A 15,554-nucleotide genomic window follows, 5' to 3' on the forward strand; every position below is an offset into this window, starting at 1 on the left:
GGTATCGGCCCAGCTGGTGGCCAGCCGCAACGATCCCTGGATGAGCTTTGAACGGGCCGAATACTGGAGTCGCCAGTGGCAGGTACCGCTGTTCGATGCCGGTGAGGCGGGCCATATCAATGCCCAGTCCGGTCATGGGGACTGGCATCAGGGGCTGCATTTGCTGGGAGCACTCTACCGCCGTGGTGAGCTGGTGGTGGCACCGGTCAAGGCCGCATCGCCCCGGCCGGTCGTACTGGGCTTTCGCTAGGTATCTGTGAAGTGGTTGGAGGGTTGGCGAGCGCGCTGTTCGCTGGCTACTCCATGCCCCGTTCTTTGAATGCTCCGCTCCGTATTGCTCCATTTCTTAGGTCTTTTATTTATATAAAAGACCTTTTTTATTTGGAGTGCGCCAAGAGCCTTGTGACTCTGCAGTTAGACAAAAAAGTGATTAGCAAAGTCGCAATTGATGTTTGTTGCCGATGAGGGGAGTGCGCAGAATCACCATATCGAAAATTCTTCATAACAGATGGATGTGTTATGCGATTTGGTTCTTATTCTGTCCTGCCCGGTTTTGGCCCCACCTTGGGGTTCAGCCTGCTCTATCTGGGCCTGCTGGTGCTGTTGCCGCTCTCGGCCCTGGTACTGTTTGCGATCAACAACCTGACCGCCGCCGAGTTCTGGCAGGTGATCGGTTCACCCCGGGTGCTCGCCTCCTTTCGCCTGAGCTTCGGTGCGGCCTTTGTCGCGGCGCTGCTCAACAGCCTATTTGGCCTGATCCTGGCCTGGATCCTGGTGCGCTACACCTTCCCCGGTCGTCGTCTGGTGGATGCGCTGATCGACCTGCCATTCGCCATGCCGACCGCCGTTTCCGGCATCGCCCTGTGCGCCATCTTCGCCCCCAACGGCTGGATCGGCCAGTTGCTGGCGCCGCTCGGCATCCAGCTCGCCTACAACCCTATCGGGGTGGTCATCGCACTCACCTTTATCGGATTGCCGTTTGTGGTGCGTACCCTGCAGCCGGTGCTGCGGGAGGCTGAAACCGAGCAAGAGGAGGCGGCCGCCAGCCTCGGCGCCGATCGCTGGCAGACCTTTCTGCGGGTGCTCTGGCCGACCCTGGTGCCTGCCCTGCTCACCGGTTTTGCGCTGGCGTTTGCCCGTGGGGTGGGGGAGTACGGCTCCGTCATCTTTATCGCCGGCAACCTGCCGATGGTCTCGGAAATCGCGCCGCTGATGATCATGAGCCACCTAGAAGAGTATGACTACGCAGGTGCCTCCGCCATCGCCGTGGTGATGCTGCTGATTTCGTTCATTTTGTTACTGCTAATCAACAAGTTGCAGGCCTGGAGCTGGTCTCGCATCGGAGGGAGCCGGATATGAGTTCATCTGCTATCGCCATTGAGGCGGCCTCTGTGGAGGCGACCCCCGCTCGCAAGGCACCGGTCGTGATCCGTGAACCCCAGTGGGTCAAGTGGCTGCTCATCACGGTCGGTTTGGGCTGGTTTGCCGCCCTGTTGCTGCTGCCGTTGGCCACCGTCTTTATTCAGGCGCTGACGCCGGGGCTCGCCTTCTTCTGGCACGCCATCAGCGAGCCGGATGCCTTGAGCGCCCTCGGTCTCACCGCGTTGGTGACCCTCTGTGCGGTTCCACTCAATCTGCTGTTCGGGATTGCGGCGGCCTGGGCTATCGCCCGTTTCCGCTTCCCCGGTCGGCAGCTGCTCATCACCATCATCGATCTGCCCTTCTCGGTGTCGCCGGTGATCGCCGGTCTGATGCTGGTGTTGATGTTCGGCAGCCGCGGCTGGTTTGGTGACTGGCTGAGCGAGCACGACATCAAGATCATCTTCGCCACCCCGGGGATCATCCTGGCCACCACCTTCATTACCGTGCCCTTCGTGGTGCGCGAGCTGCTGCCCCAGATGGAGGCGCGCGGCCCGGAAGAGGAAGAAGCCGCCATCATGCTGGGGGCGAGCGGTCTGCAGATGTTCTGGCGCGTCACCCTGCCCGGCATTCGCTGGAGCCTGATGTATGGCCTGCTGCTCTGTACCGCCCGCGCGGTCGGGGAGTTTGGCGCGGTGTCGGTGGTCTCCGGCCATATTCGCGGCCAGACCAATACCCTGCCGCTGCATATCGAGATCCTCTACAACGAGTACCAGACCGGCGCCGCCTTTGCGGTGGCAAGCCTCTTGGCTCTGTTCGGGATCTTTACCCTACTCGGGGAAACCCTGTTGGCCAGGCTGCGTGCCCAGCCCACCAAATCTCACTGATCACCGTTTTAAAGAGGCAGCCATGAGCATTCAGGTTCAACAACTCAACAAGCATTTCAATCAGTACGCGGCGCTGGCAGACATCAACCTCGACTTTCACGACGGTGAGCTGGTGGCGCTGCTCGGCCCCTCCGGCTGTGGCAAGACCACTCTGCTGCGGATCATCGCCGGGCTGGAGCAGGCCGACAGTGGCAGCGTCATCATCCGTGGCGAGGATGCCTCGGATCTCCATGTGCGCGAGCGCAACGTCGGCTTCGTGTTCCAGCACTATGCCCTGTTTCGCCATATGACGGTGTTTGAGAACGTGGCGTTTGGCCTTAGAGTCAAACCGCGCAGCGAGCGCCCGGCCGAGGCGGCCATTCGCGCCCGGGTCAAGGAGCTGCTGGATCTGGTGCAGCTCAGCCATGTGGCCGAGCGCTATCCGACCCAGCTCTCCGGCGGTCAGCGTCAGCGGGTCGCGCTGGCTCGCGCGCTGGCGGTGCAGCCCAAGGTACTGCTCTTGGATGAGCCCTTCGGTGCCCTCGATGCGCAGGTGCGCAAGGAGCTGCGTCGCTGGCTGCGCGAGCTGCACGACGAGCTGCACGTCACCAGTCTGTTCGTGACTCACGATCAGGAAGAGGCGCTGGAGGTAGCGGATCGGGTGGTGCTGATGAATGCCGGACGGGTCGAGCAGATCGGCACCCCGGCCGAGGTCTACGACCAGCCCGCCAGCTCCTTCGTCCACAGCTTCCTCGGCAGTGTGAACCAGTTCCGCGGTCGGGTGGCGGAGCAGGGATTCGGTGTCGGCGAGCAGCTGCTCGGCGGGCCGTCGGCTTCCCATCTGGCCCACGGCAGTGCCGCCATCGCCTATGTCCGTCCCCATGAGCTGGAGATCTTGCCAGCCGATGCGCCGGGCGGGATCCGCGCCACCATTACCCGTCTGCTGCCCATGGGACCACGCATTAGGGTGGAGCTGCGTGGCGATGGAGAGACCAAAGGGGCCCACTACGAGGCGGAGCTGACCAAGGAGGCGGCCAAGCTGTTTGTCCCGGGTCAGGGGGTGAAGCTGGTGGCCAGACAGGCGCAGTTCTATCCCGATTATCAGATTTGATGCTGTGTTGCGGGCGGTGTGGCCGCCCGGTTCAGGCGCTCTGCCGGGGCATGATCCGGCCAAATAACAAAAATGAGAGGGGCGAGCAGATTGTGTCGCCCACTCTTCGCAGGAGGCGACAAGGTGAATTTTCAGCAGTTACGAATTATCCGGGAGGCAGCGCGGCGGGATTACAACCTGACCGAGGTGGCCAACGCCCTTTTTACCTCGCAATCCGGGGTGAGTCGCCATATCCGCGAGCTGGAAGAGGAGCTGGGGATCGAGTTGTTCATCCGCTACGGCAAGCGGCTGCTCGGTATGACCGAGCCTGGCAAGGAGCTGCTGGTGATTGCCGAGCGCATTCTCAATGACGCCAACAACATCCGCAAACTGGCCAGCACCTTTGCCAACCGTGACTCGGGCCGGTTGCTGGTGGCGACCACCCATACCCAGGCGCGTTATGCGCTGCCGCGGGTGGTGAAGGCGTTTCGCGAGCAGTTCCCGCTGGTACAGCTGGAGCTGCGTCAGGGCAGCCCGGAGGAGATAGTGCGGCTGGTGCAGACCGGCGAGGTGGACATCGGCATCAGCAGCGAGCAGCTCGACAAGAGCGAAGGGGTGGTGGCATTTCCCTACTACCGCTGGCACCACAATATCGTGGTGCCCGAGCAACATCCGCTGGTTGGCGAGCGGGATCTGACGCTGGCGGCGCTGGCCAACTGGCCCATCGTCACCTATCAAGCCGGGTTGACCGGGCGGGTGCGGGTGGATGAAGCCTTTGCTGCGGCTGGCATTGAACCGCAGATCCTGCTGACGGCGCAGGACTCCGATGTCATCAAGACCTATGTCGAGCTGGAGATGGGGGTCGGCATACTGGCCGACATGGCGTTCGACGCGCAGCGGGATCAGGGGCTGGTGCAGCTCGATGGCAGCCATCTGTTCGCCCCCCACACCGCCTGGATCGGCCTCAAGCAGGGGCAGTTCCAGCACAACTTTGCCTGGCAGTTTATCCAGCTCTGCAACCCCGAGCTGGCGCTGGCGGATATTCAGGCCCGCGCCATGGGTAGCGAGCCCGCCATCGACTTTCAGATTTGAATCGGAAGAGAAGACCAGAAGGGGAGCCAATGGCTCCCCTTCTTTATTGCTGGCAGATGAGATTGCCAGCGAAAACAGACGGCTTCATATGAATTTTTTCACTTAGGTTTTCCAGTTAATTTTGTTTGTTATCCGGTACTTGGGTTGCAGGATGGAATAAGTGACTGACCAAAGTCGATCCATTCAGGATAAAGCATGCCGTATAGCTACCTATCACATCTGCGTTGCAGCAAGAGTGGCGAGATCCATGATGCCGACCAGCCCTGGCAACTGAGCCGGGCAGGTGCACCACTGCTGGCCAGCTACGATCTCGATGCGCTGAAGCGAGCCTGGCACCCGGCGGCATTGTCGGGTCGCCCTGCCAGCCTGTGGCGTTATCACGAGTTGCTGCCGGTGCGGGATCCCGCCCACGTTGTGACGTTGGGAGAGGGGCTTACCCCGCTGCTACGGCTGCCCACGCTGGGCAAGCAGATCGGTATTCCGGATCTCTGGATGAAGGACGAGAGTGTCATTCCCACCGGCTCCTTCAAGGCTCGTGGCGCGGCGGTGGGCATCTCCCGCGCGCGTGAACTCGGCGTCACTCACTTCGCCATGCCGACCAACGGCAACGCAGGGGCTGCATGGGCGCTCTACGGTGCCCGTGCCGGACTGCGCAGCACCATCGTCATGCCACAGGCGGCCCCCGCCATCACCCGACTGGAGACCTCCCTCGCCGGTTCCCGTCTCTATCTGGTGGATGGCCTGATCAGCGATGCCGGTCGCCAGGTGGCGCAGGCGGTGGCGGAGCACTCCCTGTTTGACGCCTCCACCCTGAAGGAGCCCTACCGGATTGAGGGCAAGAAGACCATGGGGCTGGAAATTGCCGAACAGCTGGGCTGGACCTTGCCGGATGTGATCATCTATCCCACCGGTGGCGGGGTCGGCCTTATCGGTATCTACAAGGGGCTGCGCGAACTGCAGGAGTTGGGCTGGGTCAAGGGGGAGCTGCCCCGGCTGGTGGCCGTGCAGGCGAGCGGTTGCGCGCCCATCGTACAGGCGTGGCAACAGAGGGCGGCCGAGTCGAGCTTCTGGCCCGACTCCCGGACGCTGGCATTCGGCATCAATGTGCCCAAGGCGCTGGGGGATTTTCTGGTGCTGGATGCCCTCTATCGCACCGAGGGTTGCGCCATCGCGGTGGATGACAAGGCCATCCAGAGCGAGATCCGCCTGCTTGCCTCTCGCGAAGGGAGCTTTGTCTGCCCGGAAGGGGCCGCCGCGTTTGCTGCCGCTCGCCAACTGCGCGAGGCGGGCTGGATCCGGGAGCAGGAGCAGGTTGTCGTTCTCAATACCGGTGCCGGCATCAAGTACCCGGATGCGATCACTGTGCTGCCCCAGCGTCTGCAGCGTGACGGGAGGATCCCGGCATGAATCTGGACCTGCCCTTCATCCTCACGACGTTGCCCGCTTTCGGCAAGGCGGTCTGGGTCACCTTGCAGCTGGGAACCATAGTGATCCTCACTTCGCTGGCGGTCGCCCTGCTCAACGTCGCCCTGTTGAGCCTGCACAAGCGGCCGCTCAGCGCCCTGATCCGCGGGTATGTCGAGCTGGCCCGCAACACGCCGCTGCTGATCCAGCTCTTCTTCCTCTATTTCGGGCTGCCTGCGCTCGGCTTGTCGCTCTCCGGGTTTACCACTGCGGTGATTGCCATGACCTTCCTCGGCGGTGGCTATCTGACCGAGGCGCTGCGGGCAGGCATTCAGGCGGTGCCCGCCAGTCAGCTGGAGGCTGGCCGAGCCATCGGGCTTTCTCGCTGGCAACTGCTGCGCCACGTGCAGTTGCCTCAGGCCTGGCTCGCCAGTCTGCCCGCGCTGTTTGCCAACTTCATCTTCCTGCTCAAGGAGACGACGGTGGCCTCGGCGGTGGCGGTGCCAGAGCTGCTCTACACCACCAAGAATTACATCGCCCTCTACTACAAGACCTACGAGATGCTGGCGGTGCTGACCTTGATGTGCGTGCTGATCTTTTTGCCGCTCTCTCTCGCTCTGCGCGTCGTGGAAAGGAGGCTGCAACATGGTCAGTTCGGTCACTGAATCGCTGATGCAGGCGAGGATCCCGATGTGGGCACTTATCTTCCAGCTGCCACCGTCTCTCGTCACCAAGACGCAGGAAAGGAGGGCTCAATATGGCCAGCTCGATCTCTGAGCAACTGACGCAGGCGTTGCCACTGCTGGCGGTGGGCGCAGGCCAGACCCTCGCCATCTCGCTGCTGGCCATCCTGTTTGCCACCCTCGGCGGTGTCGCGTACGGCGTGCTGGCGCAGCAGGGCGGTCGGTTGGTACGGGGGCTGCTGCGGCTTTATCTCGAGCTGTTTCGGGTGGTGCCGGTACTGGTGTGGCTCTATCTCTTTTTCTTCGGGTTGCCGATCTTTTTCGGCCTCGATATTCCGGCCTTCTGGTGCGCCGTGCTGGTGCTCGCCCTGTGGGGCGCCAGCGAGGTGGGTGAAGTGGTGCGCGGCGGCCTCAACTCTCTCGCCCGTGGCCAGCAGGAGGCCGGGTTGGCGCTCGGGCTCTCGACCTGGCAGCTCTATCGCCATGTGTTGCTGCCGCAGGCGTTGCAGCGGCTGACGCCGCCGACCATCAACATCTACACCCGCATCATCAAGACCAGTTCGCTGGCGGTGCTGATCGGGGTGGTGGAAGTGATCAAGGTGGGCCAGCAGATCATCGAGCGCACCTATGGCTCGCTGCTTATTTACGGTCTGCTGTTTCTGTTCTTTTTTCTGGTCTGCTATCCGCTCTCGCTCGCCTCGCGCCGGCTGGAGCAACAATGGGGTAATGCGGTATGACACCTCTGCTTGAACTCGGTTCTGTCAGTAAACAGTTCGGCCCGAATCTGGTGCTGGATCGGATCAGCCTCAGCGTGCGCGCCGGGGAGGTGATCGTCATCCTGGGGCCAAGCGGCTGCGGCAAGAGCACATTGCTGCGCACTCTCAACGGGCTCGAGCCCATTCAGGGGGGCGAGATCCGCTTCGATGGAGTGTTGCTGGATGGTGCCACCGACTGGCAGCGGGTGCGCCAGCGGATCGGCATGGTGTTCCAGAGCTATCACCTCTTCCCCAACCTGACGGTGCTGGAAAACGTGCTGCTCGGCCCCCTGCAGGTGCAAAAGCGGGAGCGGGCAGAGGCGCTGCTGCAAGCCGAGCAGCTGCTGACCCGCATCGGCCTGTGGGAGCGGCGCCATGACTATCCGCGCCAGCTCTCCGGCGGCCAGCAGCAGCGCATCGCCATCGTGCGGGCGCTGTGCATGAACCCGCAGGTGATGCTGTTTGACGAGGTGACCGCTGCGCTGGATCCCGAGATGGTGCAGGAGGTGCTGGAGGTGATCCGCGATCTCGCCGGCAGCGGCATGACCCTGCTTATCGTCACCCACGAGTTGGCCTTCGCCCGGGCGGTGGCGGATCGCATCGTCTTCATGGATGGCGGCCACATTCTGGAGCAGGCCGCGCCCCACCAATTTTTCGACAATCCCAGGAGCCAGCGTGCGCGCCAGTTCCTAGCCAAGTTTTCTTATACAAATGTCATCAAACGAAAGGAGTCAGCATGAAAAAAATCACCTCGGTTCTGCTTAGTGCCTTATTGGGACTGGGTATCGCCAGCGGCGCTGCCCATGCGGCGGACGGTTCTCTCGACAAGATCAAGGCGCGGGACAAGCTCATCGTCGGCGTATTCACCGACAAGCCGCCGTTTGGCTACGTGGACGAGAAGGGGAACTACGTCGGTTTTGACACCGATCTCGGCCGCCGCTTCGCCAAGGATCTGCTGGGGGACGAGAACAAGATCGAGTTCGTGGCGGTGGAGCCAGCCAGCCGCATCCCCTTCCTGCAGAGCGACAAGGTGGATCTGATCCTCGCCAATATGACGGTGACCCCGGAGCGGCGCGAGGTGGTGGATTTCACCAACCCGAATCTGCGAGTGGCGGTACAGGTGCTGGTGCCGGAAGGGAGCCCGGCCAAGAAGCTCGATGATCTGGCCAGCAAGACCCTGATCGTGACCACCGGCACCACGGCCGACATCTGGCTGACCCGCAACCACCCGGAGTGGAAGGTGCTCAAGTTCGAGAAGAACACCGAATCCTTGCAGGCGCTGGCGCAGGGCCGTGGCGACGCCTATGCCCAGGACAACCTGGTGCTGTTCAGCTGGGCCAAGGAGAACCCGGGCTATCGGGTACTGCCCGAAAAACTGGGCTCGGAAGATCCCATCGCCCCGGCGGTGAAGAAGGGCAATATCGAGCTGCGTGACTGGGTCAACGACCGTCTCGCCAAGCTGGGTGAGGAGAAGTACCTGCTGAAACTCTATGACCAGTATGTGCGTGACAAGCTGAGCCCTGATACCGATCCGAATGATGTGATTGTCGAAGGAGGAAAATGGCAGGGTTAATGGACAAACCCTGTTTTGAAGAGTGTGTTGAGTGTGTGAAGTAAGTGAAGAGTGAGGTCTTGGTTCCGTTGGTATGCAAACCGCAAGGTTTGATTTTTCCGGGCGTCCCCTGCTAGAGAGGACGCCCTTTTTTATGTGCCCAAGCGTGGTTTAGTGCACTTCATCCCACGCCATTTGCCAGTGGGAGCCGATGCCCGGCTCGTACTGGGTGGCGGTGGTGGTCCACTGCTGGCAGTAGCCGCTGTAGGGGAAGGGCTTGCACTGATAGACCTTGCCATTTTTCGGCTGCTGCACCTTGGTGCCGGCGGCATAGGATTTGAGCGAGTTCGGGAAGACGAAGTCGTATTCGCCGCTGCTCTGCTCCTTGAACATCAGATCCATGGTCTGCTGGATGGTCTCGCCGCCCGCTTTCGGAGTGGCCTTGATCACCAGCTGGTGGTGACCAGCCTTGAGACCTTCCAGCGCCATGGTGAAGGTGTGGCTGCTGTCCTTGATGTCGGCACTGCTTTCACCCTTGGCGACGCCGCCGTGATCATAGAGGGTGTTGGTGACGGCCAGATCGCCCTGTGCGGTGACGGTGAAATCGAGGGTTGCCTTGCCGTTGTCCAGCACATAGTCGCTGGCCAGACCGCTGACGCTGATGCTGTCCACCACTGGCGGTTGCAGCTGTTGCAGGTCAATCTCGACTCGCTCCAGTTTGCTGTTTCGCTTCAGATAGACGGGGTTCATACCGTAGACCGGATTGAACTGGCCATCGGCTCCTTGCTGACCGGCGCGGATCAGGCTCTGCTCGGCGTTGATCTTGCTGGCGAGGGCATGAGCCCAGCTGTTCTTCTGGCCCTGCTCGGCGGTGGTGATGGTCAGCACGGTCTGCAGATCGGGGCGCTCGCCGTTGGCATCGAATACCCGGGTCATCGCCTTGTCACCCACGGCAAGGTCAATGGAGGGGTAGATGGTGCCTGCCTGGCTCCACTCCAGCGGCGGCTGGCTACCATCTTTGAACTTGGCATCGATGATGTTGTAGAAGCTGTTGCTGGTGTCGCCCACTTCCCACACGCCAAGGATCACCTGATAACCGGTGCGCTCCGGCAGGACACAGTTATGGGTCACCTGCTTGGGCGGCTGCACCATGTTGCCGTCGATGACGCAGAAGGGGGTCAGATCGAACGAGGCGCGGGTGAGCGGCTGGTTGGGGTTCCAGTCCTGCTTGGTGAGGTAGTAGCGCCAGTTGCGGGTGACGTGGTTGGCAGTGAAGGTCCAGCTGATGGCGAAGGGGCCGGGCTGTACTTCACGCTTGGTCCAGCGGTCGCTGGTCTGGATGTTCAGCTCGCTCCAGCGCGGGCTGCCCGCCGAGGCGATTTGGCCATCCTGCGGACCGCCCTGCGGGAAGCCTGAGGGGCCCTCCACGCTCTGGGGCTCCCACTGCACGCCGCCACACTGGCTGTTGCCGCCGGTTTTGCACAGGTAGTTGCGGCTCTCGGGCTGGCTGATGTAGCCGTGGGCCAGAACGCTGCCGCTGGCCAGCAGAGCCAGCACCGTTGCGATGTGATTGAGTTGGATTTTTGCTGCCATACATTCCTCTGTTCGATAGATGTGGGCAGTCAGTTGGCCGGGGAGTTCCCCGATACACACTTGCGTGTGGCAACCCCGCTATCCTGGACAAAACGTCTGTAGACCGGAGGCTTTGCGTCCCGACCTTTCGGTCAGTTTGCCAAATGACTAGATGGTTAGTGATGGGCCAAATGTTCGGCCATCACCATTGTGCACTGCATTGATTAATTATTTGAAGTTAAATGTTTAAATGCACCGTTCAACGGCAAATGGATCATTCTAACTGACTGTTTTTAAATTGTTCTCTTATCTGTGAATGGCGTCGAATGCCGTTGAATATGCCGATAAGGTGCATGCTGATTGCGTGTTGTCGGCGTAAAAAAACCTGCCAGCTTGGCTGGCAGGTCGGGTGACAAGGCGACACGGGTTGACGCCATCAATGACGGGCGCGCTGCTCGCCTGACGGGGGAGATACGGGAGCCATCATTGGCGCTGCAGCTGACTCCTTGCCCAGTTTGAACACCGCAAGCCGCTCATCGAGGCTGCGGGAGAGACCGGCCAGCAGCTCGCTCTCCTGCGCCAGTTGCGAGGCGGACTGGGACATCTCCAGCGCCGAGTCGTTGATGCCGCTGACGTTGCGGTTCATATCCTCGGCCACCATGCTCTGCTGCTCGGCGGCGGTGGCGATTTGGGTCGCCATGTCGCTCACATGCTGGATGTGGTTGACGATCAGGGTGAGATCCTGGCCCGCCTGTTGGGATTGATCGACGCTGCTCTCTGCCAGTTTGCGGCTGGTGTCCATGGCATTGGCTGCGGTGACGGCCCGTTGCTGCAGCTGAGCTATGGTGCTCTGGATCTCCTCGGTGGATTGGCGAGTCCGGCTGGCCAGCTGGCGCACCTCGTCGGCCACCACGGCAAAGCCGCGGCCCTGCTCACCGGCACGGGCTGCCTCGATGGCGGCGTTGAGGGCCAGCAGGTTGGTCTGCTCCGAAATGGCGCTGATGACAGCGGTCACTTCGCTGATCTGCATCACCCCCTCCTTGAGCTGGTTGACCTGCTGGGTGGCCTGCTCCACCTCGGTAGCCAGCGCCTTGATGCCGTGCACGCTGGCGTGAACGTCGCGGTTGCCGAGCCCGGCTTCTCCGGTCGCTTCCTGGGTATCCCGCGCGGTATTTTCGGCGTGTCCGGCCACATCGGAGATGGTGGCGCTCATCTCGTTCATGGCGGTAGCGAGCTGGGCCAGCTGATCCCGCTGGCTGGTCACCGCCTGATTGGTCTGCTCGGCAGAGGCGGCGATGCGCAGGGCGGCATCCGCCACGTTGCGAGCCCCCTGACTGGCTTCCAGCAGGGCATGACGGATGGCATCGAGACTCTGGTTGGTACAGTGGGCGACCACTCCCAGCTCATCCTTGCCCTGTACCGGGATTCTCACCACCAGATCCCCCTTGGCGACCCGTTGCATGGCGTTGTTGATCTGGCTGAGGGGGGAGACGATGGAGTGGGTGATGCGCCAGCCCAGCAGCCCCATCAGCAGGATCACGATGGCGGTGGCGGTCCCCATCTTCATGTACTGGGCCCAGATGGTCTGCTGAATATCTTGCAGCAGCATGCCGGAACCGAGGATCCAGCCCCAGGGCTGATAGCCGGAGACCATGGAGAGCTTGTCGGCGGTTTCGCCCGATGGGCCTGTCCAGACATATTGCAGAGTGCCCTGTTTGCCACCGCGGGCGATATCGACCATCTGTTGCCAGAACTGTCCTGCGGTGGCACCCGTCCCTTCTCCCATGGTCTGGCCGACCAGTTCGGGCCGGATGGGGTGAACCAGCATCTTGCGGTTTTCGTCGATGACAAACAGGTAGTTGTTGCCATCAAAGCGGGTGTTGGTCAGCAGCTTGCGCGCCTCTTGCTGGGCCTGCTCTGCTGGCAGGGTACTGGCCAGAAACTGGATCTGGCTCATGGTCTGGCCCAGCACCGCATTGAGCCGGGCCTCTCGCTCGCTCATCAGATTGCGCTGGAGCGCGTTGGCCGAGATAAGCAGCAGCGAGACAAAACCGACAAACGCCAGCGTGAGCAGCAAAATCAATTTGCGGCTCACGGTGATATCACCGAGCTTGAACATGACTAAATCCTCGTTTCCCTGTTGATCTTATGTGGCTCTGTACTGCGGCAGCCAGTTCGTAAAAGTTAACAACTCATTTACTTTCAATCTCTTGCCGACCTTTCTCAAATGAGCGTTTTAACATCAGTATAGTCAGCAGACAGCAACCCCCACTTTTTGGTAGCGTGTTCAGGCGCATCCCTGCGCAATTTTTGCCAAAGAGTGTGAATCATTTGGCATTTCACTAAAAAAAGGAGTGGGCCCCGCTGCGGGTGACCCCATAACAAGAGGGAATTTATGAGTTCCATTGCCAGGAATTACTTCAACCAGCTCAACGCCGACTACCTGCAGGTGCACAGGCGCAAGGAGGATCTCTTCTGGTCCACCTATATGGGCACCAGCGATGATCAGGCCGGTTTCACCGCGGCCGAGCAGGCCTATAAGGCCTTTTGTGCCAATCCAGCCCGTCTGCCCGCATTGCGGGAAATGCTGGCCCAAGCCGACGAGGATGATCTCAAGCGTGGTCTGCAAGGCTGGATCGCCTTCTTCGAGTGCAATGTGATTGAAGATCCCGCCGCGGCTGCCCTGATGGATGAGCTGGTGGCTGCCGAGGCTGAGCTGTTCGCCCGCCGCAAGGGGCTGAAACTGACCCTGCTGGATGAGCAAGGCCAGCAGGTCGCAGGCAGCTTGCCCGCCGCCAGCACCTCCCTTGCCGCCAGCCCGAACGAGGCGGTGCGCCAGAGTGCGCTCGCCATGTTCCGCACCCTGGAGCAGTGGGTGGTCGGCAACGGTTTTCTCGAGGTAGTGGCGATCCGTAACCGCTTTGCCCGCACCATGGGTTATCGCGACTACTTCGACTACAAGGTGCGCAAGAACGAGCAGATGAGCCCGGAGCAGCTGTTCGCCATCCTCGACGACTTTATTGCCCGCACCGATGTGCGGCTGCAGCAAAGCCTCGCCGAGCTGAAAGCGGCCAAAGGCGAGGCGGCCCTGCAGCCCCACAACCTGCGCTACAGCGTGAGCGGCGACGTGACCCGCCAGCTCGATCCTTACGTGCCCTTCTCGCGGGCGCTGCGGGATTGGGTCGAGAGTTTCCGCCGGCTCGGCATCCAGTATCGCGGTGCGACCCTGACCCTGGACTTGCTGACTCGGGAGGGGAAATACGAGAACGGCTTCTGCCACGGCCCGGTACCGAGCTTCTTCCAACAGGGGGAGTGGGTGCCGGCTGTGGTCAACTTCACCAGCCTGGCCGACCCTGCGCAGGTGGGCAGCGGCTGGAGTGGCCTCAACACCCTGTTCCACGAGGGGGGCCACGCTGCGCACTTTGCCAATGTCACCGGCAACGCGCCCTGCTTCTCCCAGGAGTTTCCGCCCACCTCCATGGCCTATGCCGAGACCCAGTCGATGTTCTGCGACAGCCTGCTGGACGATGCCGACTGGCTCAAACGTTACGCCAGAAATGCAGCGGGAGAGGCGATCCCCGATGCGCTTATCAAGGAGATGATCGAAGCGCGTCAGCCATTTCGCGCTTTTAACGAACGCCAGATCGCGCTGGTGGCCTACTTCGAGCGGGATCTCTACGCCATGGATGAGGCTGAGCGCACTCCCGATGCAGTACTGGCGCTGGCCCGCCAGTGGGAGCGCAAGATCCTCGGGGTGGAGAGCCCGCGCCCGCTGCTGGCCATTCCGCACCTTCTTAATCAGGAGTCAGCCTGCGCCTATCACGGCTACTTGCTGGCGCTGATGGCGGTGGAGCAGACCCGCGCCTATTTCCTCAAGCGTGATGGCTACCTCACCGACAATCCGCGTATCGGGCCGGATCTGGCCGCCCACTACTGGGGGCCTGGCAACGGCATGAGTCACGATGAGACGTTGCGCAGCCTGACCGGCGAGGGATTCAGCGCGGTGCCGCTGGCCGAGGCATGCAACCTGAGCGCCGCCGAAGCGTGGCAACAGGCGCAAGCCTGCATGGCCGCAGCCCAGCAGCGCCCCGCGGCTGGCGAGGGAAGCCCGCTCGATGCCCATATCCGGGTGGTACACGGCGCCGAGCTTATCGCCGACAACAACGAGTCGGAAACTCGCATGCTGGCCGATTTCGAGGCGTGGATTACCCGGTGCTACTTTGCTGGAGATGTCAGAGAGGAGCTGAGCTGCGTGCAGTAAGTGATGTGATGAAGGCAGGCTTGATATGAATATGCAATTGGCAGGAGGGGAAACCTTCCTGCCATTCTTTTTGCTCATCGTTCACTACTCATCGATGACCTTTTTTCCACAATTTTCACAGATGGCGTGGCGCTCAAAGCGATCCATGTTGGCCAGAAAGGGGCCGGTGGCCCAGCCGGTAATGAAGTCTTTGATAAATGCTGTGCGTTTTTGCTCCGGTGTCGGCTGTTTGCCAAATGATTTGTCGACCAGCACCACGACATGGTTGGTCTCGCGCTGACAACTCGGGCAGACGCGTTGTTCGGTGGATGAAAGCAAGGGGGATCTCCTTGTCCGGAAGAGTGGGCAGCAGGTTTTCCGCCGCAGATATGTAACGTCCCCATTTGATTCCTTTTTCTGGCAGGTCGTCAATCACGGCAGAGGTGGATTGTGCGCTATCTCCTGTGAAGAGGGGCGAGCCAACAAGGGTGATCTCGAGGGGCCAGTCGGCCCCTCTTTTGTTTCCGTTTGTCACACATTGCCACACAAGCTTCCCCCTCTGGCAAAGTCTTGTGACCGGACGGGTGTGCAATGGCGCCATGAGCAGGGAGATGAGGCCCTGCCGCGATGGAACCAGGGAGCATGTTATGACGAGTAAACGGGTGTGGTGGCTGTTGCCACTGCTGGCGGTCGGGGTCTGGTGGCTCGGGTATGCGGGGGATGCCAACGGGGTGTGGCCCTGGCGCCATGAGATGTTGCTGGTGACCGGCCTGCTGGGGATGACCTATATGGCCATTTCGTTGTTGCTGGCATTGCGCCTGCCGCAGCTGGAGGTGTGGTGTGGCGGTCTGGACCGGATGTTGCGATTGCACCGCCAGACGGCCATCGGTGGCGCATTGGCGCTGACCGCCCACTGGCTGCTGGTGGAGGCGCCCAAGTGG

Annotated in this window: 14 protein-coding genes, 1 pseudogene and 1 riboswitch; of the genes and pseudogenes, 12 read left to right on the forward strand and 3 right to left on the reverse strand. The window is 61.4% G+C overall.

What is annotated here, in order from left to right:
- From AACS18_RS23085 to AACS18_RS04675, 10 genes are all read left to right on the forward strand, one after another.
- The coding region (locus tag AACS18_RS23085; protein ID WP_258228852.1) for an RBBP9/YdeN family alpha/beta hydrolase at positions 1-250 on the forward strand (250 nt) is incomplete at its 5' end.
- A gap of 269 nt (positions 251-519) precedes the next feature.
- Positions 520-1,359 (forward strand): sulfate ABC transporter permease subunit CysT, encoded by an 840-nt coding sequence (cysT, locus tag AACS18_RS04635; RefSeq protein WP_040067348.1) that lies wholly within the window; start codon positions 520-522, stop codon positions 1,357-1,359.
- Entirely contained in the window at positions 1,356-2,246 is an 891-nt protein-coding gene (cysW, locus tag AACS18_RS04640; protein ID WP_005343065.1) for a sulfate ABC transporter permease subunit CysW, read from the forward strand. The genes cysT and cysW overlap by 4 nt, the downstream gene beginning before the upstream one ends.
- Positions 2,247-2,268: 22 nt before the next feature.
- Positions 2,269-3,336, forward strand: coding sequence for a sulfate/molybdate ABC transporter ATP-binding protein (locus tag AACS18_RS04645; RefSeq protein WP_108613814.1), 1,068 nt, complete (start codon positions 2,269-2,271; stop codon positions 3,334-3,336).
- Positions 3,337-3,459: 123 nt separating this feature from the next.
- On the forward strand, positions 3,460-4,407 hold the full coding sequence (gene cbl / locus AACS18_RS04650) for an HTH-type transcriptional regulator Cbl (protein ID WP_108613815.1): 948 nt from the start codon (positions 3,460-3,462) through the stop codon (positions 4,405-4,407).
- Between the two features lie 195 nt (positions 4,408-4,602).
- On the forward strand, positions 4,603-5,814 hold the full coding sequence (locus AACS18_RS04655; RefSeq protein WP_108613816.1) for a threonine synthase: 1,212 nt from the start codon (positions 4,603-4,605) through the stop codon (positions 5,812-5,814).
- Positions 5,811-6,476 (forward strand): amino acid ABC transporter permease, encoded by a 666-nt coding sequence (locus AACS18_RS04660; protein WP_040067357.1) that lies wholly within the window; start codon positions 5,811-5,813, stop codon positions 6,474-6,476. The genes AACS18_RS04655 and AACS18_RS04660 overlap by 4 nt, the downstream gene beginning before the upstream one ends.
- Positions 6,477-6,568: 92 nt before the next feature.
- A complete protein-coding gene (locus AACS18_RS04665) occupies positions 6,569-7,231 on the forward strand; it encodes an amino acid ABC transporter permease (RefSeq protein ID WP_108613817.1) in 663 nt (220 codons plus the stop codon).
- The gene (locus AACS18_RS04670; RefSeq protein WP_040067361.1) at positions 7,228-7,989 is read left to right on the forward strand and encodes an amino acid ABC transporter ATP-binding protein; all 762 of its coding nucleotides are present in this window, start codon (positions 7,228-7,230) and stop codon (positions 7,987-7,989) included. Before AACS18_RS04665 ends, AACS18_RS04670 begins: the two co-directional genes overlap by 4 nt.
- On the forward strand, positions 7,986-8,822 hold the full coding sequence (locus AACS18_RS04675) for a transporter substrate-binding domain-containing protein (RefSeq protein ID WP_040067363.1): 837 nt from the start codon (positions 7,986-7,988) through the stop codon (positions 8,820-8,822). The genes AACS18_RS04670 and AACS18_RS04675 overlap by 4 nt, the downstream gene beginning before the upstream one ends.
- A 150-nt stretch (positions 8,823-8,972) precedes the next feature.
- Here AACS18_RS04675 and gbpA read toward each other — a convergent pair whose 3' ends face one another.
- Both gbpA and AACS18_RS04685 read right to left on the reverse strand, forming a co-directional pair.
- The gene (gene gbpA / locus AACS18_RS04680; RefSeq protein WP_108613818.1) at positions 8,973-10,394 is read right to left on the reverse strand and encodes an N-acetylglucosamine-binding protein GbpA; all 1,422 of its coding nucleotides are present in this window, start codon (positions 10,392-10,394) and stop codon (positions 8,973-8,975) included.
- Between the two features lie 65 nt (positions 10,395-10,459).
- Positions 10,460-10,545: riboswitch (cyclic di-GMP riboswitch) on the reverse strand.
- A gap of 264 nt (positions 10,546-10,809) precedes the next feature.
- Positions 10,810-12,492, reverse strand: coding sequence for a methyl-accepting chemotaxis protein (locus tag AACS18_RS04685; protein WP_108613819.1), 1,683 nt, complete (start codon positions 12,490-12,492; stop codon positions 10,810-10,812).
- Positions 12,493-12,768: 276 nt separating this feature from the next.
- On the opposite strand from AACS18_RS04685, the gene AACS18_RS04690 reads away from it, so the two are divergent.
- Positions 12,769-14,634 (forward strand): M3 family metallopeptidase, encoded by a 1,866-nt coding sequence (locus AACS18_RS04690; protein ID WP_108613820.1) that lies wholly within the window; start codon positions 12,769-12,771, stop codon positions 14,632-14,634.
- A gap of 84 nt (positions 14,635-14,718) precedes the next feature.
- Here the strand turns inward: AACS18_RS04690 and AACS18_RS04695 are convergent, their stop codons facing one another.
- Complete coding sequence (locus tag AACS18_RS04695) at positions 14,719-14,952, reverse strand: hypothetical protein (RefSeq protein WP_108613821.1); 234 nt, start codon at positions 14,950-14,952, stop codon at positions 14,719-14,721.
- A gap of 308 nt (positions 14,953-15,260) precedes the next feature.
- Between AACS18_RS04695 and AACS18_RS23090 the strand changes: the two are divergent.
- Positions 15,261-15,554 (forward strand): annotated as a pseudogene (locus AACS18_RS23090) (flavodoxin reductase); the annotation flags it as partial.

Source organism: Aeromonas sp. HMWF015 (assembly GCF_963878965.1).
In the GTDB taxonomy this organism is placed as follows: domain Bacteria; phylum Pseudomonadota; class Gammaproteobacteria; order Enterobacterales; family Aeromonadaceae; genus Aeromonas; species Aeromonas veronii.

What these genes read in the sequence shown, in the direction of transcription:
- cysT (WP_040067348.1), top strand. Translation starts at nt 520, where the DNA reads ATGCGATTTGGTTCTTATTCTGTCCTGCCCGGTTTTGGCCCCACCTTG.
- cysW (WP_005343065.1), top strand. Translation starts at nt 1,356, where the DNA reads ATGAGTTCATCTGCTATCGCCATTGAGGCGGCCTCTGTGGAGGCGACC.
- AACS18_RS04645 (WP_108613814.1), top strand. Translation starts at nt 2,269, where the DNA reads ATGAGCATTCAGGTTCAACAACTCAACAAGCATTTCAATCAGTACGCG.
- AACS18_RS04655 (WP_108613816.1), top strand. Translation starts at nt 4,603, where the DNA reads ATGCCGTATAGCTACCTATCACATCTGCGTTGCAGCAAGAGTGGCGAG.
- AACS18_RS04660 (WP_040067357.1), top strand. Translation starts at nt 5,811, where the DNA reads ATGAATCTGGACCTGCCCTTCATCCTCACGACGTTGCCCGCTTTCGGC.
- AACS18_RS04665 (WP_108613817.1), top strand. Translation starts at nt 6,569, where the DNA reads ATGGCCAGCTCGATCTCTGAGCAACTGACGCAGGCGTTGCCACTGCTG.
- AACS18_RS04670 (WP_040067361.1), top strand. Translation starts at nt 7,228, where the DNA reads ATGACACCTCTGCTTGAACTCGGTTCTGTCAGTAAACAGTTCGGCCCG.
- AACS18_RS04675 (WP_040067363.1), top strand. Translation starts at nt 7,986, where the DNA reads ATGAAAAAAATCACCTCGGTTCTGCTTAGTGCCTTATTGGGACTGGGT.
- gbpA (WP_108613818.1), bottom strand. Translation starts at nt 10,394, where the DNA reads ATGGCAGCAAAAATCCAACTCAATCACATCGCAACGGTGCTGGCTCTG.
- AACS18_RS04685 (WP_108613819.1), bottom strand. Translation starts at nt 12,492, where the DNA reads ATGTTCAAGCTCGGTGATATCACCGTGAGCCGCAAATTGATTTTGCTG.
- AACS18_RS04690 (WP_108613820.1), top strand. Translation starts at nt 12,769, where the DNA reads ATGAGTTCCATTGCCAGGAATTACTTCAACCAGCTCAACGCCGACTAC.